This is a genomic window from Motilibacter peucedani (assembly GCF_003634695.1).
In the GTDB taxonomy this organism is placed as follows: Bacteria; Actinomycetota; Actinomycetes; order Motilibacterales; family Motilibacteraceae; genus Motilibacter; species Motilibacter peucedani.
In genome coordinates, this window is sequence record NZ_RBWV01000015.1 from 136225 (window position 1) to 157283 (window position 21059).

Sequence of the window (21059 nt, forward strand, 5' to 3'; positions counted from 1 at the left end):
CCCGGCCCGCCGGATAGCCTTCCCCGGTGCTGCTCCTGGCCCTCGACACCGCCACCTCCAGCGTGAGCGTGGCCGTCGCGCGCGACGGCGAGGTCCTCGCGTCGCACGCGGCGCCCGAGTCGCGCCGCCACGCCGAGCTCGTCGCCCCGATGGTCGAGCGCTCGCTCGCCGACGCCGGCGTCGACCGCCGCGACCTCGAGGCCGTCGCGGTGGGCGTGGGTCCTGGGCCCTTCACCGGCCTGCGGGTCGGCATCGTCACCGCGCGCACGCTCGGCGCGGTCCTCGGCATCCCGGTGCTGGGCGTCTGCTCGCTCGACGCGGTGGCGCTGGGCTCCGGGCTGAGCGGGGCCTTCCGGGTGGCGACCGACGCGCGGCGCAAGGAGGTCTACTGGGCGGCCTACGAGTCGGTCGACGGGCTGCCGCGCCGGGTCGAGGGCCCCTCGGTCGACCGCCCGTTCCACGTGGAGGGCCCGGTCGCCGGCGAGGGCGCCCGGCTCTACCCCCTCGGCGAGCCGCACGGACCGCTCACCCCGTCGGCCGCCGACATCTGCGGGTGGGTCGCTGCTGGGCTGCCCACCCTCGAGCCGGTGCCGCTCTACCTGCGCCGCCCCGACGCCGTCGAGCCGGGCAAGCCCAAGGCCGTGCTGTCGTGAGGAGCGTGCTGTCGTGACCGCGACGCTGCGCCGCATGCGCTGGTGGGACCTCGACGACGTGCTCGAGCTGGAGCAGCGGCTGTTCCCCGACGACCCCTGGACCGCGGGGCTGTTCTGGTCCGAGCTCGCCGGGTGGCCGGCGACGCGCCACTACGTCGTGGCCGAGCGCGACGGGCGCCTCGTGGGCTACGCCGGCCTGCTGGCCACCGCCGACGCCGACGTGCAGACCCTCGCCGTCGACCCCGCGGCCCAGCGCTCCGGCGTCGCCCGGCTGCTCCTCGACGACCTGCTCGCCGAGGCGCGGCGCCGGCGGGCGGGAGCCGTGCTGCTCGAGGTGCGCGCCGACAACGAGCGGGCGAGGCAGGTCTACGCCGCGGCCGGCTTCGAGCAGGTCTCGACGCGGCGCGGCTACTACGACGGCGGGCGCGTCGACGCCGCCGTGATGCGGAAGGTGCTGCGATGACTGACGAGCCCCTGGTCCTCGGCATCGAGACCAGCTGCGACGAGACCGGCGTCGGGCTGGTGCGGGGGCGCACCCTGCTGGCCGACGCGATCGCCTCGAGCGTCGACGAGCACGCCCGCTTCGGCGGCGTCGTGCCCGAGGTCGCCAGCCGGGCCCACCTCGAGGCGATGGTGCCGACGATCGAGCGCTCCTGCGAGAAGGCCGGCGTGCGCCTGGCCGACGTCGACGCGGTCGCCGTCACCACCGGGCCGGGCCTCGCCGGCGCGCTGATGGTCGGCGTCGCCGCCGCCAAGGCGCTGGCCCTCGCCCTCGGGAAGCCGGTCTACGGCGTCAACCACCTCGCCGCCCACGTCGCGGTCGACGTGCTCGAGCACGGGCCGCTGCCCTCGCCGACGGCGGCGCTGCTGGTCAGCGGCGGGCACTCCTCGCTGCTGCTCGTGCCCGACGTGACCGCCGAGGTGGTGCCGCTCGGCTCGACCGTCGACGACGCCGCCGGCGAGGCCTTCGACAAGGTCGCGCGGCTGCTGGGGCTCGGGTTCCCGGGCGGTCCCTACGTCGACCGGGCGGCCCGGAACGGCGACCCGGCCTACGTCAGCTTCCCGCGCGGGCTCACCGCCCCCCACGACATGCGCGAGCACCGCTTCGACTTCTCGTTCTCGGGGCTGAAGACCGCCGTGGCCCGCTGGGTCGAGCAGCGCCAGGCCGAAGGCACGCCGGTGCCGGTCGACGACGTCGCCGCCGCGTTCCAGGAGGCGGTGGTCGACGTCCTGACCCGCAAGGCCGTGCTGGCCTGCAGCGAGAACGGCGTCGACTCCCTGCTGGTCGGGGGAGGGGTCGCGGCCAACTCCCGGCTGCGGGCGCTGGCGCAGGAGCGCTGCGACGCCGCCGGCATCACGCTGCGCGTGCCGCGTCCAGGGCTCTGCACCGACAACGGGGCCATGGTCGCCGCCCTCGGGGCCGAGCTGGTGATGGCCGGGCGCGCGCCGTCGCCGCTCGAGTTCGCCGCCGACTCCTCGCTGCCGATCACCACCGTCACCGTCTGAGGCGGCGCTCGCCGGGCTGTCGCGTTCGCCGGGCTGTCACCTGCCCGACGCGCGAGCGACGTGTCCCGTCCGTCGGCCCGGGGAAGGCTGGGCGCTGTGAGCGACGAGAACCCGGTCCAGCCCCCCACCGAGATCCTGCCCGGCCTGTGGCAGGCCGGCCTGCCCCTCGACTGGTCGTGGGTGCACCGCACCGGCGTCGAGACCGTGGTCGACGTGGCCGACCCCGACCAGCTCGACGACCCCGCCGAGCTCGAGGGCATCCACTACGTCAAGCAGGCGCTGGTCGACGGCGAGCTGCCCGACCTCGACCTGCTGGGCGACCTCGTCGACGGTGTCGTCCTCTCGGTCCAGGCAGGCCGCACCACCCTGGTCCACTGCGGCTTCGGCAAGAACCGCTCAGGTCTGGTCGTCGCCCTCGCGGCGCGCGAGCTGCTCGGCGTGAGCGGCGCCGAGGCGCTGGCCCACGTGCGCTCCGTGCGCGACCGCGCCGTCAACAACGAGGAGTTCGCGGCCTACGTCGAGAGCCTGCCCGCTCAGCACCAGCGCGCGAGCGCGGACGCGACCCAGCTGGTGTCCTCGAGCCGCTGAGCGGCGCACCACATGCCGAAGGTGACCGCACCGAGGCTGCAGATCTCCTCGACCAGCCCGAGGCCGTCCCACTGGCGCACGTCGTAGCCGTAGGCCGAGCAGAACTCGAGGTAGTCGGCCTCGTCGATCTCGCCGCGCTCGCGACGCAGCGCGGCGGACACCAGGTCGTACTCCCGCGGCCCGGCAGCGACGAAGTCCCCGTCGATCAGGACCGGCCGCCCGTCGCGGCGCATGACGTTCGAGGGCGACAGGTCGCCGTGCACCGCCCCGACGCCCAGCCCCGAGCGGAGCTCGGCGACGCGCGCGAGAAGGATGCGACGCGTACGCAGCGCCAGCTCCGCCAGCTCGGCGTCGGCGCCCGGCGCGGCGCGGTAGGCGGCGACCTGGTCGGGCACCCGGACCAGCGGCGTCCAGCGGGGCAGCTGCGCCAGGTCGACCGGGACGTCGTGCCAGCGGCGCAGCAGCGCGCCGATCTCGCCCCAGCCGACCGGCGGCGACTGCTCGAGCCACGGGTAGGCGGTCACCGTCCCGCTGGCGGTGACCACCGGCCCCGCCACCTGCGCCGCCCAGACCTCGCCGGCCGCCGGCAGCACCCGGGCGACGGCCTGCAGCCGGGCGGCGTCGACGTCGCCGGGGTAGACCTTGACCGCGAGCCGGCCGGCGCCGCCCGCCACCTCGAAGACCACGGTGGAGAGCACCTGCACGACCCGGGCCGCCGCGGCGTCGCCGGGCGCCAGGCCCAGCGCCGGTGCGGCCTGGGCCAGCGCCGCGCGGGCGGTGGCGAGGGTCTGCTCCGCGCCGGTGGCCGCGGCAGCAGCAGGGGCGGCGGCGAGGGCGGGACGGGTCGGGAGGGTCGCGCGCGAGGACATGGCCGGACTCCGGGACGGGGCAGCAGCGGTGCTGTGCAGCAGGTGGGAAGCGGGTGGGCAGCAGGACGTTCCGGGGAGCCGGTGACGGGAGTGTAGGTCGTCACGAGACGCCCTGTGCTGAAGTCCTAGACCTTCTCCACCAGGAGCGCGCTCTGCTGGCCCATCACCCGGGTCAGCACGACGGTGGCGGTGGGTCCGGAGCCGCGTGCCGGCAGGCCTGGCAGCACCTGCGCGCGGAAGCTCTCGGGCACCACGGCGGTGCCCCGCTTCTTGACGACGAGGTCGCCGAAACCGCCTGCCCGCAACAGGTCCCGCACCCGGCGCAGCGAGAACGGCACGCCGTCGAGCACCGCGTACGCCGTCATCAGCGGGGTGCTGAGCAGCCGGTCGGCGGTGACGTAGGCGATGGTCGGGTCGAGCAGCGTGCCGTCGACCAGCTCGGCCGCCTCGGCGACCAGACCGGCCCGGATGACCGCGCCGTCCGGCTCGTAGAGCCAGGTACGCGGCGCCCCCGCGCGCGGCGGCGGAACGTCGCGCGCGTCGAGCGTCTCGCCCGAGGGCAGCAGGACCGCCGACCGGGCCGCAGGCCGCGCCAGCCGGCCGAACCACACCGCCGCCTCGACGACGTCGCCGTCGACCGACACCCACTCGGTGCTCGCCCCGGCGGGCGGCAGCGAGTGCGGGATCCCCGGCGCGAGCTTCGCCACGACCGCGCCGACCCGCTCGGCGGTCCGCAGCACGTGCGACCACGGGGGTGACCAGTCCTCGGGGTCGCGGGTGCGGCGCCCCTCGCCGCGGCGCGCGGGGTCGAGGTAGGCCGCGGCGACCCCGGAGAGGTCGACCGCGGTCGCGTCGGCGGTGCGCACCTCGACGGCGTCCGCGAGGCCGAGGGCGCGCACGTTCGCCTCGGCCAGCGCCGCGGTCACCGGGTCGCGCTCGACCGCCAGCACCCGCAGGCCCGCCCGCGCGAGGGCGACGGCGTCGGCGCCGATGCCGCACCCGAGGTCGGCCACGTGCGCGCCCGGGGGCAGGGCCGCCGCGAGCAGCGCCGCGCGCCGGTCGGCCACCGCCGCGCGGGTCGCCTGCTCGAGCCCGTCGACGGTGAAGAGCATGCGCCGGGCGTCCGGCCCGAGCTTGGCGGTCGCCCGCTCGCGCAGCCGGGCCTGGGTCATCGCGGCGGCCGCGAAGTCGGCGTCGAGCCCCTCGCGGCGCAGCCGCTCGCCCAGCGCGAGGGCCGAGGACTCGTCGTAGGCCGGCAGCGACGCCAGCAGCGCCCGCCCGGCCAGGGAGGCCAGGGCCTGCACGTCCTCGATCCGCATGACCCAAGGGAACCGCAGGCCTCGCGGCCGCGTCACAGCACCACCCTGTTGCCGCACCTGCCCCGGAGGTCGTCGTGACCGCTGCTCCCGCCCAGCGCCGCGCGTGGCTGGCCGTGCTCGTCCTGGCCGCCCTGGCGCTCGCCCTGCTGACCCTCGCCCCCGGTGGTCGCTCCGAGGCGGCGACCCCGTCCGACCCCGAGGGCGTCACCGTGAGCGCGACCGGGCGCTCGAGCGCGCCGCCCGACGTCGTCCGCCTGTCGCTGGCCGCGGAGGCGGGGGCCGCGAAGTCCGGCGACGCCCTGGCAGCAGCGTCCACGGCGTCGCGACGGATCCTCGCCGCGCTGCGCGCGTCGGGGGTCGCGGCGGCCGACGTGCAGACCACCGGCCTGCAGGTCCAGCCGCGCTACACCGGCAGCCGGGTCACCGGCTACACCGCGCGCCAGAGCGTGGGCGCCCTGGTCCGCGACGTCGCGCGCGCCGGCGGCGTCGTCGACGCCGCCGCAGCCGCCGGCGGCGCCGCCTTCCGGGTCGACGGGCTGTCCTACGGGCTCGAGGACGACGAGGCCGCGCTGACCTCCGCGCGCAAGGCGGCCTTCGCGCTCGCGACCGAGCGCGCCCGCACGTACGCCGCTGCCGCCGGCCGCAGCCTGGGCGCCGTCCTCGAGGTGGTCGAGGGCTCTCCGGCCCAGCCGTACGCCAGCGCCGCGGCCGCGTCGTCGGGCGGGGGAGGGGCGTTCGACGCCCCGAGCCTGGCGCCCGGCTCGCTCGACGCCGCGGTCACCGTCACGGTCCGCTTCGCGCTGGGGTGACCCGCCCGGCACTTACCCGGGCACCTGGTCTGGCACTCGCCTTGACCGAGTGCCAGGGATGCTCCTAGTGTGGGCGTTGGCACTCTCCCCCGGAGTGTGCCAATGCTGGAGGAGCGTCCGACCCCCGCGACGGCGGCCGCACCCGAAGCTCCCCACCTGTGCTCGAGTCCGCACCGCAACGGAGGTCGCGAATGACGACGACTGCTTCCAAGGTCACCATCAAGCCGCTCGAGGACCGCATCCTCGTGCAGGCGCTCGAGGCGGAGCAGACCACTGCCTCCGGCCTCGTGATCCCGGACACCGCCAAGGAGAAGCCGCAGGAGGGCACCGTCCTCGCGGTCGGCCCCGGCCGCTTCGACGAGGCCGGCACCAACCGGCTCCCGCTCGACGTCAAGGTCGGCGACGTGGTGCTCTACAGCAAGTACGGCGGCACCGAGGTCAAGTACAACGGCGAGGAGTACCTCGTGCTCAACGCCCGCGACGTGCTCGCGGTCATCGAGAAGTAGGACTCCTCCTCCCCGGCGGCGGTCGAGCGGTGCGCGAGCACGGCCGGCCGCCGTCGGCGGTTGTCCCGCCCCACCTGCCAGACGCACCACCACGCCACACCCTGACCCAGGAAGGTCGCAGCCCCCATGGCCGCAAAGACCCTGCAGTTCAACGACGACGCCCGTCGCGCCCTCGAGCGCGGCGTCGACGCGCTCGCCAACGCCGTCAAGGTGACCCTCGGCCCCAAGGGCCGCAACGTGGTCATCGACAAGTCCTACGGCGCCCCCACCATCACCAACGACGGCGTCACCATCGCCCGCGAGGTCGAGCTCGACGACCCCTACGAGAACCTCGGCGCCCAGCTGGCGAAGGAGGTCGCGACCAAGACCAACGACATCGCCGGTGACGGCACGACCACCGCGACGGTGCTCGCCCAGGCCCTGGTCAAGGAGGGCCTGCGCAACGTGGCCGCCGGTGCGGCCCCCTCCGCGCTCAAGCGCGGCATCGACAAGGCCGTCACCGCGGTCAACGAGCGCCTGCTCGAGGTCGCCCGCGAGGTCAACGGCAAGGAGGAGGTCGCCAACGTCGCGGCCGTCTCCGCGCAGAGCCCCGAGATCGGCGAGCTCATCGCCGAGGCGATCGACAAGGTCGGCAAGGACGGCGTCATCACCGTCGAGGAGAGCCAGACCTTCGGCACCGAGCTCGAGCTCACCGAGGGCATGCAGTTCGACAAGGGCTACATCTCGCCCTACTTCGTCACCGACGCCGACCGCCAGGAGGCCGTCCTCGAGGACGCCTACATCCTGATCAACTCCGGCAAGATCGGCTCCGTCTCCGACGTCCTGCCGCTGCTCGAGAAGGTCGTGCAGGCCGGCAAGCCGCTGGTCGTCATCGCCGAGGACGTCGAGGGCGAGGCGCTCTCGACCCTGGTCGTCAACAAGATCCGCGGCACGTTCACCTCGGCCGCGGTCAAGGCGCCGGGCTTCGGCGACCGCCGCAAGGCCATGCTCGAGGACATCGCGGTGCTCACCGGCGCCCAGGTCGTCGCCCCCGAGGTCGGGCTCAAGCTCGACCAGGTCGGCCTCGAGGTGCTCGGCAAGGCCCGCCGCGTCGTCGTCACCAAGGACGACACCACGATCATCGACGGTGCCGGCAGCAGCGAGGCCGTCGCCGACCGCGCCCGCCAGATCAAGGGCGAGATCGAGGCCAGCGACTCCGACTGGGACCGCGAGAAGCTGCAGGAGCGCCTGGCCAAGCTGGCCGGCGGCGTCTGCGTCATCAAGGTCGGCGCGGCCACCGAGGTCGAGCTCAAGGAGCGCAAGCACCGCATCGAGGACGCCGTCTCCGCGACGCGCGCCGCGGTCGAGGAGGGCATCGTCGCCGGTGGCGGCTCCGCCCTCGTCCACGCCGCTGCCGCGATCGACGGGCTCGACCTGACCGGTGACGAGCTCGTCGGCGCCGGCATCGTGCGCAAGGCCGTCGTCGAGCCGCTGCGCTGGATCGCCGAGAACGCCGGTCTCGAGGGCTACGTCGCCGTCGAGCGCGTGCGCGGCATGGAGGTCGGCTCGGGGCTCAACGCGGCCACCGGTGACTACGTCGACCTCATCGCCGGCGGCATCATCGACCCGGTCAAGGTGACCCGCTCCGCGCTCACCAACGCCGCGTCGATCGCCAGCATGGTGCTCACGACCGAGACCCTGGTCGTCGAGAAGAAGGCCGAGGAGGCTCCGGCCGCCGGCCACAGCCACGGCGGCCACGGGCACAGCCACTAGTCGCCCGACGCACCCCGCGCTCCGGCCGGGTCGCGCCCCCGAGAGGGGGAGCGGCCCGGCCGGAGCCGTTCGGGGACGAGGCCGGGGTGTCCGCCGTGCCACAGGACTGACAGGTTCCTCCCAGGGAACGCGCGTAGCGTCTGGTCTGTTGGACACAGGGTTGCCTGAGGCCGAGAGGCCGGTGTCGATCTCGAGGAGGGTGCGCAGCGTGGGTGCAGCGAGGCTCTGGGTACGCGTGGGTGCGCTCGCCGCGAGCGGCGCGCTCAGCCTGGCCCTGACCGCCCCCGCCCGTGCCGCGAGCCCGGCCCTGACGCCCTCAGCACCGGGGGCCGTGGCCTCCGACACCCCGAGCTCGGCCCCCGCGCCGACCGCGGGCGGCGGCGCGGGCGACGTGGCCGGGGACCCCGCCACCCCGGCCGGGACGGCGACGCCGAGCCCGACCGCCAGCCCCACCGCCAGCCCGGGTCCGGGCGGCACCGCGTCGAGCTCTCCCTCGCCCGGCACCCCCTCGCCGGGCTCCACGGGCGCGCCCACGCCCTCGGGGACCTCGTCGCCCGGCTCCTCACCGACACCGAGCGCCTCCCCGACGCTGAGCCCGGAGCAGGCGGCGGCCCTCGCGGCGGCGGTGCGCGCCGGGACCGCCTCGCTCCAGCAGGCGACCGCCGAGCTGGCCGTGCTGCGGGCCGCCGCGTCGAAGGCGCTCGAGGCCCACTCGGTCGCGAAGCGCAAGGCCGACGCAGCCACTCTCGCGGCCAAGGCCGCGAAGGAGCTGGCTGCGGCCGACGAGGAGGCGGCCGCCCAGGCCCAGGGCTCGCTCAACCGGCTCGCCGCCAACGCCTACCGCGGCGGCCCGCTCGGCTCGAGCAGCGCGAGCATCACCGCCCTGCTGGGGGCGAGCGACCCCGCCGACTTCCTGCGCCGGGCCCACGACGTGCGGGCCATGGCCGCCGAGCGCGCCGCCACGCTGCACGTCGCGCGAGCGGCGGTGGAGAAGCACCAGGACGCCGCCGCCGCGGCCCAGGTCGCGGCCGACAGGGCGGCGGCGGCCGAGCGCGGCGTCCGCGCCACCCAGGCCCGGAGCACCACGCTGGTCACGTCGGCGAGCCGGCTGGTGGCCGCGCTGGCGACGAACCTGTCGGCGAAGGACTCCTCGGCCAAGCTGGCACAGGCGACCTCGGTGGCCGAGCAGCGGGCGGTCGAGAACGCTCTGGTCAAGGCGCGGGCCCAGGCCCGCGGCGAGCCGGTGCTGGGCGTCGGCGGCTGCGCCGGCACCGACGTGTCGGCCTACCCCAACGGCCAGCTGCCGACCGCGGCGCTCTGCCCGCTGTGGGGGGCTCCGGGGCACCTGCTCCGTGCGGACGCCGCTGCGAGCTTCAACGCGATGAGCAAGGCCTACGCCGAGACGTTCGGGACGCCGATCTGCGCCACCGACTCCTACCGCGACCTCGCGATGCAGCAGGACCTCTTCGTGCGCAAGCCCACGCTGGCCGCGGTACCCGGCACCTCGAACCACGGCTGGGGCCTGGCGGTCGACCTGTGCGACGGGGTCGAGAGCTTCGGCACGCCGCAGCACGAGTGGCTCGACGCGAACTCGTTCAGGTGGGGCTGGTTCCACCCGGGCTGGGCCGAGCCGACCGGCAGCCGGCCCGAGCCCTGGCACTGGGAGTTCAGCGGCTGACGCCGCTGGAGCGCGGGTGGGGTCAGGCCACGAGCGAGGTGCCGGAGGCGGCCGCGTACGCCGCCTCGCGGTCGTCCTCGGACATCCCGCCCCACACGCCGTAGGGCTCGCGCACCGCGAGCGCGTGTCGGGCGCACTCGGCCAGCACCGGGCAGGTCGCGCAGACCGCCTTGGCGGCCTCCTCGCGAGCACGCCGGCGCGGGCCGCGCTCGCCGTCGGGGTGGAAGAACGTGTCGGGGTCGGCGCCTCGGCAGGCGCCGAGCAGCTGCCAGTCCCACAGGTCCGCGTTGGGTCCGGGAAGCCGGGAGAGCTCGGCCATGCGGATCGCCTCCTTGCGTCGTTGTGAGGACGGTATAACCGCGCCATAAGTTGTTCAACCCTCCATCGCTGAGACGTGGCGCACACGCCCCCGCTGGCGGGAGCCCTCCGGCCGCGGGACGATGCAGTGTGGACTCCGAGGCCGTGCTGTCCGTCGCGGCCGTCGCCCGTCGGCTGGGCGTCGCACCCGCCACGCTCCGGACGTGGGACCGCCGCTACGACCTCGGCCCCTCCGGGCACACCGCGGGCTCGCACCGCCGCTACACCGCCCACGACCTCGAGCGGCTCACGCTGATGCGCAGGCTGACGCTCGAGGGCGTGCCGCCGGCCGAGGCCGCGCGCGTCGCTCTGGCCGCCGAGGACGTCACGCCCCAGCCGGCCACCCCGGTCGGCGGTGGGCGGGTGCTGGCCATGCCGGGCGGCAGCGCGGCGACCCGTGGGCTGGCGCGGGCCGCCATGGCGCTGGACGACCACGCCTGCAGGCAGATCATCCGCACCACCCTCGACGCCATCGGCGTGGTGGCGACCTGGGACCAGCTGCTCCGGCCGGTGCTCGCCGGCGTGGGGGAGCGCTGGGCGCAGACGGGGGAGGGGGTCGAGGTCGAGCACCTCCTCAGCGAGGTCTCGGCGAGCGTCTTCCGCACGGGCGCCGAGGTCGCCAACCCGCTCAACGGGCGCCCGGTGCTGCTCGCCGGTGCTCCGCAGGAGCTCCACATCCTGCCGCTGCACGTGCTGGCCGCGGCCCTCGCCGAGCGCCAGGTCGCCAGCCGGGTGCTCGGCGCCCAGCTGCCGGCGCGCGCGCTGGTCGACGCAGTGACCCGCAGCGGTCCCGCCGCCGTCGTGCTCTGGGCGCAGCGCACGGCCAGTGCCGACGTCTCCGGGCTCGCCTCGCTGCCGGGCCAGCGCCCGGCGCCGGCGGTGTTCGCCGGCGGGCCCGGCTGGGACGCCGTGGAGCTGCCGGAGGGCGCGCGGCGCCTCGAGTCGCTGGGCGACGCGGTCGAGACGATGGTGGGGCTGGTCACGGCGCGTCGCGCCTGACCCTCCGCTCCGCGCCGGCCGCTGACGGCGACCGGTCACCGTGCGTACGCGTTGTCGCGATTGCCCCGGGCTCAGGACTCCAGCCCCGCGGGTCGCCTGCCGAAAGCACTGGTGTCAGCGGGCAGAGAGCCCGCGCGGCGCGCACAGCGCGCCGGGACGAGCGGAAGAGGTGGCGGATGCCCACGGTCCTGGTCTGCGATGACTCGCCGATGGCGCGCGAGGCGCTCCGGCGCGGCGTGGCGGCTGTGCCGGGTATCGAGCGGGTGGTCGTCGCCGGCTCCGGCGAGGAGGCCGTCGCCCGCTGGGGCCACGACCGCCCCGACCTGGTGCTCATCGACGTGCGCATGCCCGGCCTCGGCGGGATCGAGGCGGCTCGCCGCATCCTCGCCCAGGACCCGACAGCCAGCGTCATCATGCTCACGATGGCCGAGGACGTCGACGGCGTCGCCCGTGCGGTGGCCTCCGGCGTGCGCGGCTACCTCGTCAAGGACGCGACCCGCGAGGAGATCGCAGCGACCGTGACCTCGGCGCTGGGCGACTCGAGCCTGCGCCGCGCCGCGGTGCCCGTGGCCCGGGCCGGCGACGCGCCGACGCTCACCGAGCGCGAGATGCAGGTGCTCGACGGCATGAGCCGCGGGCGCAGCAACGCCGAGATCGGGCGTGAGCTCTACCTGTCCGAGGACACGGTGAAGACCCACGCCCGACGGCTGTTCCGCAAGCTCGGCGCTGCTGACCGGGCGCACGCGGTGGCGCTCGGCTTCCGCCTCGGGCTCGTCCGCTAGGACAGCCACACCCCAGCGTCCGGGGGCAGGTGCCCGTCGACGAGCTCAGCGCTCGCGACGCGCGCCTGCCCCCACTGCTGGGGCAACTGGTACGCAGTGGTGCCAGTGTTGACCACGCAGACCATCGCGCCGCGGCGGAAGGCCAGCACCGCCTGGTCACCGGTGTCGAGCCACTCGAGCTCGCCGGACGCGTACGTCCTCCGGGCGCGCAGCGCGGCGCGGTAGAGCGCGAGGGTCGAGCTGGCGTCCTGCTCCTGCGCGCTCACCGCGTACTTGCCGAAGAGGTCCGGCTGCGGCATCCAGGGGTCGACGTCCGCGTCGCCGGAGAAGCCGAACGTCGGCCGGTCCTCGGTCCACGGCATCGGGATGCGGCACCCGTCGCGGCCCACCTCCTCGCCGCCGGAGCGGAAGAAGATGGGGTCCTGCCGCGCCTCGTCGGGCAGGTCGTAGACCTCGGGCAGCCCGAGCTCCTCACCCTGGTAGAGGTAGACCGACCCCGGCAGGGCCAGCAGCATCAGGATCGCAGCCCGTGCCCGGCGCGTGCCGCTCTCGAGGTCGACCTCGCCGCGCGTGCGCGCCGAGGCGATCGGGTCGCCGTTGGACGCCGCCTGCGGGTCGCGCGTCGTGCCGTAGCGCGTGACGGTGCGTGGTACGTCGTGGTTCGACAGGGTCCACGTGGCCGGCGTGCCCGTGGCCGACGACTGCTCGACGCCCCGCGTGATCGCGCCGCGGATCGACGTGCCGTCCCACTGCTGCAGCAGCAGGTCGAAGAAGAACGCCTGGTGCAGCTCGTCGGGGCGGAGGTACTCCGCGAGGTGCGACACCTCGGGCACCCAGACCTCGCCCACGAACATGAGCTCGCGCTCCGGCGCGTAGGAGTCGGCGAGCGCGCGCCAGCGGCGGTAGATGTCGTGCACGCCCGGCTGGTTCCACATGTGGGCGTTGTAGTCCGACGTGCCGTCCTCGCGGCAGGGCCAGTCGGGCAGCTCGGGGTGCTTGGCCATGCCGTGGGCCACGTCGACGCGGAAGCCGTCGACGCCCTGGTCGAACCAGAAGCGCAGGACGTCCTCGAACATCTGGGCCACCTCGAGATGGCTCCAGTCGAAGTCGGGCTGCGAGGGGTCGAAGATGTGCAGGTACCACTGGCCGGGCCGGCCGTCCGCGTCGGTCGTGCGGGTCCAGGCGGGACCGCCGAAGATCGAGCTCCAGTTGTTGGGCGGGAGCTCGCCGTCGGCGCCGCGGCCGTCGCAGAAGTGGAAGCGCGCCCGCTCCGGCGAGCCGGGCGCCGCGGCGAGGGCCGCGCGGAACCACTCGTGGTCCTGCGAGCAGTGGTTGGCGACGAGGTCGAGCAGCACCTTGAGGCCGCGCTCGTGCGCGTCGCGGACCAGCCCGCGGAAGTCCTCGAGGGTGCCGTAGGCCGGCTCGACCGCGAAGTAGTCGGCGATGTCGTAGCCGTGGTCGCGCTGCGGCGAGGCGTAGTGGGGGTTGAGCCAGATGCCGTCCGCACCGAGTGCGGCGACGTGGTCGAGGTGGGCGCGCAGGCCGGCGAGGTCGCCGATGCCGTCGCCGTCGCCGTCGGCGAAGGAGCGCACGTAGACCTGGTAGACCACGGCGTCCTGCCACCAGCGGGTGGGGGAAGTGTTCATGGGGTGTTCCTCGTTCGGGACGTGACGGGCCCACTGTGCACGGTTCTTGCAACGGCAGCAAGAACCTGACAGCAGATGTCACTCGTCCGAAACAGCCCCGACCACGGCCGGTACGATCGGCAGATGGACTCGGGACTGCCTGACCGCTTCGCCCCGCTCGGGCTGACCTACGACGACGTCCTGCTCCTGCCCGCGGCGTCCGACATCGTGCCGGCCGAGGTCGACACGGGCTCGCGGCTCACGCGGCGCATCTCGGTCGCCATCCCGCTGCTCTCCAGCGCCATGGACACCGTGACCGAGGCGCGCATGGCCATCGCGATGGCGCGCCAGGGTGGCATCGGGGTCCTGCACCGCAACCTGCCGGCCGAGGAGCAGGCCCAGCAGGCCGACCTGGTCAAGCGCAGCGAGGCGGGCATGGTCGCCCAGCCGGTGTCCATCGGCCCCGACGCGACGCTCGCCGACGCCGACGCGATGTGCGGGCACTACCGCATCTCCGGCCTGCCGGTCGTCGACGCCGACAACGTCCTCGTCGGCATCATCACCAACCGCGACATGCGCTTCGAGCGCGACCACTCGCGCCTGGTGCGCGAGGTCATGACGCAGACGCCGCTGGTCACCGCACGCGTCGGGGTCAGCCACGACGAGGCCCTCGACCTGCTGCGCGAGCACAAGATCGAGAAGCTGCCGATCGTCGACGCCTCCGGGCGGCTGCGCGGCCTGATCACCGTCAAGGACTTCGTCAAGAGCGAGCAGTACCCCCTCGCCACCAAGGACGACGCCGGCCGCCTGCGCGTCGGTGCCGCGGTGGGCGTGGGCGACGACGCCTACAAGCGCGCCGGCCTGCTCGTGGAGGCGGGCGTCGACGTGCTCGTCGTCGACACCGCCCACGGCCACTCGCGCGCGGTGCTCGAGATGGTCGCCAAGTGCAAGAGCGACTTCGACGTCGAGGTCATCGGCGGCAACATCGCCACCCGGGCCGGCGCCCAGGCCCTCGTCGACGCCGGTGCCGACGCGGTCAAGGTGGGCGTGGGGCCCGGCTCGATCTGCACCACCCGCATCGTCGCCGGCGTGGGGGTGCCGCAGGTGACCGCGATCTACGAGGCGAGCCTCGCGGCGGGTCCGGCCGGCGTGCCGGTCATCGGCGACGGCGGCCTCCAGTACAGCGGCGACATCGCCAAGGCGATCATCGCCGGCGCCGACACCGTGATGCTCGGCTCGCTGCTCGCCGGCTGCGCCGAGAGCCCGGGCGAGATCGTGTTCATCAACGGCAAGCAGTTCAAGTCCTACCGCGGCATGGGCTCCCTCGGGGCCATGCAGTCGCGCGGCAAGGCGGGCGGGCGCTCCTACAGCCGCGACCGCTACGCCCAGGACGACGTGCTCTCGGACGACAAGCTCGTCCCCGAGGGCATCGAGGGCCAGGTGCCCTACCGCGGCCCGCTCTCCGGGGTCGCCCACCAGCTCGTCGGCGGCCTGCGGGCGTCCATGGGCTACGCCGGAGCGCCCGACATCGCGACGCTGAAGAGCGAGGGCCGGCTCATCCGCATCACCTCCGCCGGCCTGCGCGAGAGCCACCCGCACGACGTCCAGATGGTCGTCGAGGCGCCCAACTACTCGCACCGCTGAACCACCCCCACCGCTGAGAGGCAGCACGTTGGCTGAGGTCGAGATCGGGCGCGGCAAGCGCGGCATGCAGGGCTACCCCTTCGACGACATCGCGATCGTCCCGAGCCGGCGCACCCGCGACCCCGAGGAGGTCTCGGTCACCTGGCAGATCGACGCCTACCGCTTCGAGATGCCGGTGATGGCCGCGCCGATGGACTCGGCGATGTCGCCGGCCACCGCGATCGCGATGGGCAAGCTCGGCGGTCTCGGCGTGCTCGACCTCGAGGGGCTCTGGACGCGCTACGCCGACCCGGCGCCGCTGCTCGCGGAGATCCCGACGCTCGACCCGCGGATCGCCAACAAGCGGCTGCAGGAGCTCTACTCGGCACCCATCCAGCCCGAGCTCGTGGCGCAGCGCCTCGCCGAGGTCCGCGCGGGCGGCGTCACGGTGGCCGGCTCCCTCTCGCCCCAGCGCACCCAGCAGCTCTGGAAGACCGTCGTCGACGCGGGCGTCGACGTGTTCGTCATCCGCGGCACCACGGTCTCCGCCGAGCACGTCTCCGGCCGCGCGGAGCCGCTCAACCTCAAGCAGTTCATCTACGAGCTCGACGTCCCGGTCGTCGTCGGCGGCTGCGCGACCTACCAGGCGGCGCTGCACCTCATGCGCACCGGCGCGGCCGGCGTGCTGGTCGGGTTCGGCGGCGGGGCGGCGCACACGACCCGCACCGTGCTCGGCGTCGCGGTGCCGATGGCCTCCGCGGTCGCCGACGTCGCGGCCGCGCGCCGCGACTACATGGACGAGTCCGGCGGGCGCTACGTGCACGTCATCGCCGACGGGGGAGTGGGCCGTTCGGGCGACCTCACCAAGGCGATCGCCTGCGGTGCCGACGCCGTGATGATGGGCTCGCCGCTGGCGAAGGCGGTCGAGGCCCCCGGCATGGGCTGGCACTGGGGCTCGGAGGCCCACCACCCCGAGCTGCCGCGCGGGCTGCGCGTCGAGGTCGGCACCGTCGGCACCCTGCAGGAGGTCCTGCTCGGGCCGTCGAGCAGCGCTGACGGCTCGCTGAACTTCATCGGCGCGCTGCGCCGCGCGATGGCGACGACCGGCTACTCCGACCTCAAGGAGTTCCAGCGGGTCGAGGTCGCCGTCGCGCCCTACGCGCCGCGCTGAGCGGCGGATGACGGCGTACGCCCCTCCTCCTCCCGACGACTGGACGCCGCCGCGTCGGCGGCCGCCGGTCCTGCCGGTCGTCGCGACCGTCGTCGTGGCGGCCCTGGTCGCCGTGCTGGCGGTCACGGCCGTCCAGCTGCGCTCGACCCGCCGCGACGTCGACGCGCTGAGCGCCGCGGTCGCCGAGGCGCAGGCGTCCTCCGCGGCGCAGGCGAGGGCGCAGGCCAGGGCGCTCGCCGTGCAGCGCAAGGCGCTCGACGGCGTGACCGGCCGCCTCGACCGCAACGAGAAGCAGCTCGCCGAGGACGAGGCGCAGCTCGCGCTGACCAAGAAGGCGCTGCCGCCGGACGTCACCTCGCTGGCGCAGCGGGTGCGGCCCTCGGTCGTCGTGGTGCGGTGCTCGGGGCAGTTCGACGGGTCGGGCTTCGCCTACGACATCCCACCGCGGCCCGGCTACGGCAGCGCGGTCGTCACGGCGGCGCACGTGGTGCAGGACTGCCAGGAGTCGCAGGGCGAGCTCACCGTGTCGCAGGACACCCGGGTGCTCGCGGCCAGTGCGCGCAGCGCGATGGGCGACCCCGGCGGCGACACCGACATCGCGGTGCTCGACGTCAAGGGCTCGATCCCCGCCCTGCAGGCAGCGAAGACCCTGGCCAGCGGCGGCTTCGTCATGTCGGTCGGCACGCCGCTGCAGGAGGACTTCGAGGGCGCGGTGTCCACGGGCGTCATCTCCAAGGTCTCGGCGCTGACCTTCCTGCACACCGCGCCCATCAGCAACGGCAACTCGGGCGGCCCGCTGCTCGACCGGGACGGCCGCGTGCTGGGCGTCACCGAGGGCGCCTTCGCGCCCACCGCCGAGCAGCCGGTCGCCGAGAGCGTCAACCAGGCCGTCCGCCTGGTGGCGCTGTGCGGGACGGTCCTGCCCGCCGACGGGTGCGACCAGTGAGCCGGCGGCTGGCTAGGCTCTCCGCGTGACCGCGACACCCGCACCGAGCGCTGCGCCGGTGGCTCCCCACGCCGCTCCGGACCTCGTCCTCGTCGTCGACTTCGGGGCCCAGTACGCCCAGCTGATCGCCCGGCGGGTGCGCGAGGCCCACGTCTACAGCGAGGTCGTGCCCCACACCATCACGGTCGCCGAGATCGAGGCGCGGGCGCCCAAGGCGCTGATCCTCTCGGGCGGGCCCTCCAGCGTCTACGCCGAGGGCGCCCCCGTGGTCGACCCGGCGGTCTTCGAGACCGGCGTCCCCGCCTTCGGCATCTGCTACGGCTTCCAGGCGATGGCGCAGGCTCTGGGCGGCACCGTCGCCCACACCGGCAGCTCGGAGTTCGGGCGCACGCCGCTGCGGCTCTCCGGCACCGACTCGGCGCTCTTCCACGGCCTGCCCGTCGAGCAGTCGGTGTGGATGAGCCACGGCGACGCCGTCACGGCCGCGCCGGGCGGGTTCACCGTCACCGCCAGCTCGGCCGGTGCCCCGGTGGCCGCCTTCGAGGACACCGCCCGCGGGCTCGCCGGCGTGCAGTTCCACCCCGAGGTCCTCCACACCGCCCACGGCCAGGCGGTCCTCGAGCACTTCCTCTTCGAGGTCGCCGGCGCCCGGCCCACCTGGACCACCGACTCGATCGTCGAGGAGCAGGTCGAGCTCGTCCGCGCCCAGGTCGGCGGCAAGCGGGTCGTGTGCGGGCTGTCCGGCGGCGTCGACTCGGCCGTCGCCGCCGCGCTCGTGCAGCGGGCCGTCGGCGACCAGCTCACCTGCGTGTTCGTCGACCACGGGCTGCTGCGCAAGGACGAGGCGCGCCAGGTCGAGGAGGACTTCGTCGCGGCCACCGGCGTACGCCTCAAGGTCGTCGACGCGCGCGAGCGCTTCCTCACGGCGCTGGCCGGGGTCACCGACCCCGAGACCAAGCGCAAGGCGATCGGCCGCGAGTTCATCCGCGTCTTCGAGCAGGCCGCGCGCGAGGTCGTCGAGGAGGCCGGCGCCCACGGCGAGCAGGTCGAGTTCCTCGTGCAGGGCACGCTCTACCCCGACGTCGTCGAGTCGGGCGGGGGAGCCGGCGCCGCGACGATCAAGTCGCACCACAACGTCGGCGGGCTGCCCGACGACCTGCAGTTCGCGCTCGTCGAGCCGCTCCGGGCGCTGTTCAAGGACGAGGTCCGCAAGGTCGGGCTCGAGCTCGGGCTGCCCGACGAGATCGTGTGGCGCCAGCCGTTCCCGGGCCCCGGGCTCGGCATCCGCATCATCGGCGAGGTGACCGAGGAGCGGCTCGCCGTGCTGCGCGACGCCGACGCCATCGCCCGCGAGGAGCTCACCGCCGCGGGGCTCGACCGCGAGATCTGGCAGTGCCCGGTCGTGCTGCTCGCCGAGGTCCGCTCGGTGGGCGTGCAGGGCGACGGCCGCACCTACGGCCACCCGGTGGTCCTGCGCCCGGTGTCGAGCGAGGACGCCATGACCGCCGACTGGTCGCGCGTGCCCTACGACGTGCTGGCGCGCATCTCCACCCGCATCACCAATGAGGTGCGGGCCGTCAACCGCGTCACGCTCGACATCACGAGCAAGCCGCCGGGCACCATCGAGTGGGAGTGAGCGGAGCCACCACCTCCGTCGCCCTGCTGCGCGGCATCAACGTCGGCCGCGCCAAGCAGGTCGACATGGCTGCGCTGCGCGAGGTCTTCACCTCGCTCGGAGCCACCCGCGCCGTCACGCACCTGCGCAGCGGCAACGTCGTCTTCGACTCGCCGCGCACCCTCGCACCGGCCGCCATCGAGGCCGCTGTCGAGGCGGCGACCGGTGTCTCGTCCTCCGTGGTGGTCCTCAGCGCCGCCGAGCTCGACGACGTCGTGGCGGCCGACCCCTTCGTCGGAGTCGCCGACGACCCGTCGAGGCATCTCGTGGTCTTCCTGTCCGAGGCGCCACCCGCCGATCTCGCACGGGAGTTCGAGCAGCGGGTGACTGCACCCGACCGGGCGCGCGTCCTCGGCCGTGCCGCCTACCTCTGGTGCCCCGAGGGCGTGCTGACAGCCACGGGTGACGTCAAGCTCTGGACCCGCGCGGGCATCGTCGCCACCGGCCGCAACTGGCGCACGGTCGTGAAGCTGCAGGAGCTCGCAGGTCAGTAGACGAAGCGGTCCACGTGCGACGTGAGCTCGGCGGCCCTGGTCGCCAGCTCGGCGACGACGCTCGTCGAGGACGCCAGGGCCTGCGTCGTGTCCCCGGCTGCACCCGTCACGCCGGCGATGTTCGCGGCGATGTCCGTCGTGGCGGCTGCCGCCGCGCTCGCGGACCGCGACATCGCCTCCGTGGTCACCGTCTGCTCCTCGACTGCGGCGGCGATCGTCGTCTGGTAGTCGCTGATCCGCTCGATGACCTCGCCGATCTCCGCGATGGCGGCGATCGCGAGGCTCGTGTCGGCCTGCGAGCCCTCCACCCGGCGGGCGATGTCCTCGGTGGCGCGCGCGGTCTCCTGCGCGAGCTCCTTGACCTCGTTGGCGACGACCGCGAAGCCCTTGCCGGCCTCGCCTGCGCGGGCCGCCTCGATGGTGGCGTTGAGGGCGAGCAGGTTGGTCTGCTCGGCGATGCTGGTGATGACCTTGACGACGTCGCCGATCTCGCGCGACGAGTGTCCCAGCTTGACCACGGTGTCGTTCGCGGCGGCCGAGGTGGTCACGGCGGCCTGGGCCATGCGGGTCGCCTCGCTCGTGCCCTGCGCGATCTGCAAGATGGCCGAGCCGAGCTCCTGCGCACCGGCGGCGACGGTGGCGACGCTGGCCGACACGTCGTCGGCGGCCTGCGAGACGCGGCCGGACTGGGCGCTCGTCTCCGCGGCGGAGGAGGCGATGCGGGCCGACGAGCCCGACAGCTCCTCGGACGAGGTCGTCACCGCACCGGCGCTCGAGGCCACCGCGGCCAGGACCGAGCGCAGGCTCGTGAGCGCGTCGTCCAGAGCCTTGGCCATGGTGCCGATCTCGTCGCGGCCGGCCAGTCCGGCGGTGCGCGTCAGGTCGCCTGCGGCCAGCGCGGTCACCACGCCCTGCACCCGGTGGACGCTGCGGGAGATGCCGCGTGCGACCAGGAGCCCGATCGCGAGCGCGAGCAGGGCGCCTCCGACGAGGAGCCCGATCAGGACGGTGCGGGTGCGTGAGTAGGTGTCGCCGGCCGCGGTGTTCTGGGCGTGCGCCGCGGCGTCCTCCGCCTCGAGCAGGGCGTCCATCGGTTCGCCCATGGCCTCGTCGACGTCGGTCATCTCGCCCTGGACCAGGGCGTGCGCGGCGGCCACGTCACCGGAGTCGACGGTCGGCAGCACCTTGGCGTCGCGCACCTGGCGGAACGCCGCGAGACGGTGCGCGAAGTCCTCCATGAGCGCCGTGCGCCCGCCGAGCAGCGCCGGCCCCTGCGCCAGGTAGGTGGCGATGTCGTCGTCGAGCTGGGCGTCGGTCGCGGTGATCTCCTCGCGGATGGAGGAGCGCTCGTCGGCGTCGGAGGCCAGCAGGTAGTCGCGGACCAGCCAGCGGCTGTCGCCCTCCATGTCGCGGAGGTCGGCCAGCGTGCCGTAGGGCCGCACCCCGTGGGTGTAGAGGTCGTCCGCGCGGCCGTCCACCGAGCCGAGGGAGCGCAGTCCGTCCACCCCGACCAGGACCATGACCAGGACGGCGAAGACGACCGCGGACTGCACCTTGACGGCGATCGGTCGATCGCGCAGCCAGGACCTCATCAGGAACTCCCTCTCTACGTGGAGCCACGAGGCTCCGCGCCTCTCCCATCGGCAGGCGGGCCGCTCACTTGATCCGTTGCACGTGGAGCCGGTGACGCGCGTCTCCGTGCGCCGA

At 74.7% G+C, this 21059-nt stretch carries 20 protein-coding genes; 15 read left to right on the forward strand and 5 right to left on the reverse strand.

All coding sequences use genetic code 11. The annotated features are described in order from the left end of the window. The first annotated feature begins 26 nt into the window (after positions 1-26). The 4 genes from tsaB (at position 27) to CLV35_RS17215 (ending at position 2747) form a co-directional block, all read left to right on the forward strand. Positions 27-653: a tRNA (adenosine(37)-N6)-threonylcarbamoyltransferase complex dimerization subunit type 1 TsaB gene (gene tsaB, locus CLV35_RS17200; RefSeq protein WP_121194732.1), complete on the forward strand. Its 627-nt coding sequence runs from the start codon at positions 27-29 to the stop codon at positions 651-653. A 34-nt stretch (positions 654-687) separates the two neighbouring features. Beyond that, positions 688-1116 carry a ribosomal protein S18-alanine N-acetyltransferase gene (gene rimI / locus CLV35_RS17205; RefSeq protein ID WP_121194831.1) on the forward strand — a complete coding sequence of 143 codons (429 nt, stop codon included), beginning with the start codon at positions 688-690 and terminating at the stop codon, positions 1114-1116. Then, positions 1113-2159 carry a tRNA (adenosine(37)-N6)-threonylcarbamoyltransferase complex transferase subunit TsaD gene (tsaD, locus tag CLV35_RS17210; protein WP_121194733.1) on the forward strand — a complete coding sequence of 349 codons (1047 nt, stop codon included), beginning with the start codon at positions 1113-1115 and terminating at the stop codon, positions 2157-2159. The genes rimI and tsaD overlap by 4 nt, the downstream gene beginning before the upstream one ends. A 96-nt stretch (positions 2160-2255) precedes the next feature. Next, positions 2256-2747: a protein-tyrosine phosphatase family protein gene (locus tag CLV35_RS17215; protein WP_183062048.1), complete on the forward strand. Its 492-nt coding sequence runs from the start codon at positions 2256-2258 to the stop codon at positions 2745-2747. Here CLV35_RS17215 and CLV35_RS17220 read toward each other — a convergent pair. Then, positions 2693-3616: an aminoglycoside phosphotransferase family protein gene (locus CLV35_RS17220; RefSeq protein WP_121194735.1), complete on the reverse strand. Its 924-nt coding sequence runs from the start codon at positions 3614-3616 to the stop codon at positions 2693-2695. The two genes, CLV35_RS17215 and CLV35_RS17220, sit on opposite strands and share 55 nt — an antisense overlap. Before the next feature lie 125 nt (positions 3617-3741). Beyond that, a complete protein-coding gene (locus CLV35_RS17225; RefSeq protein ID WP_121194736.1) occupies positions 3742-4935 on the reverse strand; it encodes a class I SAM-dependent methyltransferase in 1194 nt (397 codons plus the stop codon). Positions 4936-5009: 74 nt separating this feature from the next. Between CLV35_RS17225 and CLV35_RS17230 the strand changes: the two genes are divergently transcribed. The 4 genes from CLV35_RS17230 to CLV35_RS20860 all read left to right on the forward strand — a co-directional run bounded on the left by CLV35_RS17230 (position 5010) and on the right by CLV35_RS20860 (position 9680). Beyond that, positions 5010-5744 carry an SIMPL domain-containing protein gene (locus tag CLV35_RS17230; RefSeq protein ID WP_121194737.1) on the forward strand — a complete coding sequence of 245 codons (735 nt, stop codon included), beginning with the start codon at positions 5010-5012 and terminating at the stop codon, positions 5742-5744. Positions 5745-5935: 191 nt separating this feature from the next. Beyond that, a complete protein-coding gene (gene groES / locus CLV35_RS17235) occupies positions 5936-6250 on the forward strand; it encodes a co-chaperone GroES (RefSeq protein ID WP_121194738.1) in 315 nt (104 codons plus the stop codon). A 126-nt stretch (positions 6251-6376) separates the two neighbouring features. Beyond that, positions 6377-8002 (forward strand): chaperonin GroEL, encoded by a 1626-nt coding sequence (gene groL / locus CLV35_RS17240; RefSeq protein ID WP_121194739.1) that lies wholly within the window; start codon positions 6377-6379, stop codon positions 8000-8002. Positions 8003-8210: 208 nt separating this feature from the next. Continuing rightward, positions 8211-9680, forward strand: coding sequence for a M15 family metallopeptidase (locus tag CLV35_RS20860; protein ID WP_269203928.1), 1470 nt, complete (start codon positions 8211-8213; stop codon positions 9678-9680). Positions 9681-9702: 22 nt separating this feature from the next. Here the strand turns inward: CLV35_RS20860 and CLV35_RS17250 are convergent, their stop codons facing one another. Then, positions 9703-9999 (reverse strand): WhiB family transcriptional regulator, encoded by a 297-nt coding sequence (locus CLV35_RS17250; RefSeq protein WP_121194740.1) that lies wholly within the window; start codon positions 9997-9999, stop codon positions 9703-9705. Positions 10000-10127: 128 nt separating this feature from the next. Between CLV35_RS17250 and CLV35_RS17255 the strand changes: the two genes are divergently transcribed. Continuing rightward, positions 10128-11036 carry a MerR family transcriptional regulator gene (locus CLV35_RS17255; protein WP_231121980.1) on the forward strand — a complete coding sequence of 303 codons (909 nt, stop codon included), beginning with the start codon at positions 10128-10130 and terminating at the stop codon, positions 11034-11036. A 176-nt stretch (positions 11037-11212) separates the two neighbouring features. Further along, positions 11213-11818 carry a response regulator transcription factor gene (locus CLV35_RS17260; RefSeq protein ID WP_121194741.1) on the forward strand — a complete coding sequence of 202 codons (606 nt, stop codon included), beginning with the start codon at positions 11213-11215 and terminating at the stop codon, positions 11816-11818. Here the strand turns inward: CLV35_RS17260 and CLV35_RS17265 are convergent. After that, positions 11815-13464: a glycoside hydrolase family 13 protein gene (locus CLV35_RS17265; protein ID WP_121194742.1), complete on the reverse strand. Its 1650-nt coding sequence runs from the start codon at positions 13462-13464 to the stop codon at positions 11815-11817. The two genes, CLV35_RS17260 and CLV35_RS17265, sit on opposite strands and share 4 nt — an antisense overlap. Positions 13465-13587: 123 nt before the next feature. Between CLV35_RS17265 and guaB the strand changes: the two genes are divergently transcribed. From guaB to CLV35_RS17290, 5 genes are read left to right on the forward strand one after another with little or no spacing between them, the layout of a single operon-like run. Then, positions 13588-15087, forward strand: coding sequence for an IMP dehydrogenase (gene guaB / locus CLV35_RS17270; RefSeq protein ID WP_231121981.1), 1500 nt, complete (start codon positions 13588-13590; stop codon positions 15085-15087). Between the two features lie 28 nt (positions 15088-15115). Then, positions 15116-16237 (forward strand): GuaB3 family IMP dehydrogenase-related protein, encoded by a 1122-nt coding sequence (locus tag CLV35_RS17275; RefSeq protein ID WP_121194744.1) that lies wholly within the window; start codon positions 15116-15118, stop codon positions 16235-16237. A gap of 7 nt (positions 16238-16244) precedes the next feature. Next, a complete protein-coding gene (locus CLV35_RS17280; RefSeq protein WP_121194745.1) occupies positions 16245-17183 on the forward strand; it encodes a S1 family peptidase in 939 nt (312 codons plus the stop codon). 58 nt (positions 17184-17241) lie between these two features. Next, complete coding sequence (gene guaA / locus CLV35_RS17285; protein ID WP_121194746.1) at positions 17242-18819, forward strand: glutamine-hydrolyzing GMP synthase; 1578 nt, start codon at positions 17242-17244, stop codon at positions 18817-18819. Beyond that, positions 18816-19352, forward strand: a complete 537-nt coding sequence (locus CLV35_RS17290) for a DUF1697 domain-containing protein (protein ID WP_183062049.1) — start codon at positions 18816-18818, stop codon at positions 19350-19352. The genes guaA and CLV35_RS17290 overlap by 4 nt, the downstream gene beginning before the upstream one ends. On the opposite strand, the gene CLV35_RS17295 is transcribed toward CLV35_RS17290, so the two are convergent. Next, positions 19346-20944: a methyl-accepting chemotaxis protein gene (locus tag CLV35_RS17295; protein ID WP_121194748.1), complete on the reverse strand. Its 1599-nt coding sequence runs from the start codon at positions 20942-20944 to the stop codon at positions 19346-19348. The two genes, CLV35_RS17290 and CLV35_RS17295, sit on opposite strands and share 7 nt — an antisense overlap. Positions 20945-21059 lie beyond the last annotated feature (115 nt).

Coding starts and splice junctions, on each gene's coding strand:
- rimI (WP_121194831.1), top strand. CDS start 688: ATGCGCTGGTGGGACCTCGACGACGTGCTCGAGCTGGAGCAGCGGCTG.
- tsaD (WP_121194733.1), top strand. CDS start 1,113: ATGACTGACGAGCCCCTGGTCCTCGGCATCGAGACCAGCTGCGACGAG.
- CLV35_RS17220 (WP_121194735.1), bottom strand. CDS start 3,616: ATGTCCTCGCGCGCGACCCTCCCGACCCGTCCCGCCCTCGCCGCCGCC.
- CLV35_RS17225 (WP_121194736.1), bottom strand. CDS start 4,935: ATGCGGATCGAGGACGTGCAGGCCCTGGCCTCCCTGGCCGGGCGGGCG.
- groES (WP_121194738.1), top strand. CDS start 5,936: ATGACGACGACTGCTTCCAAGGTCACCATCAAGCCGCTCGAGGACCGC.
- groL (WP_121194739.1), top strand. CDS start 6,377: ATGGCCGCAAAGACCCTGCAGTTCAACGACGACGCCCGTCGCGCCCTC.
- CLV35_RS17250 (WP_121194740.1), bottom strand. CDS start 9,999: ATGGCCGAGCTCTCCCGGCTTCCCGGACCCAACGCGGACCTGTGGGAC.
- CLV35_RS17260 (WP_121194741.1), top strand. CDS start 11,213: ATGCCCACGGTCCTGGTCTGCGATGACTCGCCGATGGCGCGCGAGGCG.
- CLV35_RS17265 (WP_121194742.1), bottom strand. CDS start 13,464: ATGAACACTTCCCCCACCCGCTGGTGGCAGGACGCCGTGGTCTACCAG.
- guaB (WP_231121981.1), top strand. CDS start 13,588: ATGGACTCGGGACTGCCTGACCGCTTCGCCCCGCTCGGGCTGACCTAC.
- CLV35_RS17280 (WP_121194745.1), top strand. CDS start 16,245: ATGACGGCGTACGCCCCTCCTCCTCCCGACGACTGGACGCCGCCGCGT.
- CLV35_RS17295 (WP_121194748.1), bottom strand. CDS start 20,944: ATGAGGTCCTGGCTGCGCGATCGACCGATCGCCGTCAAGGTGCAGTCC.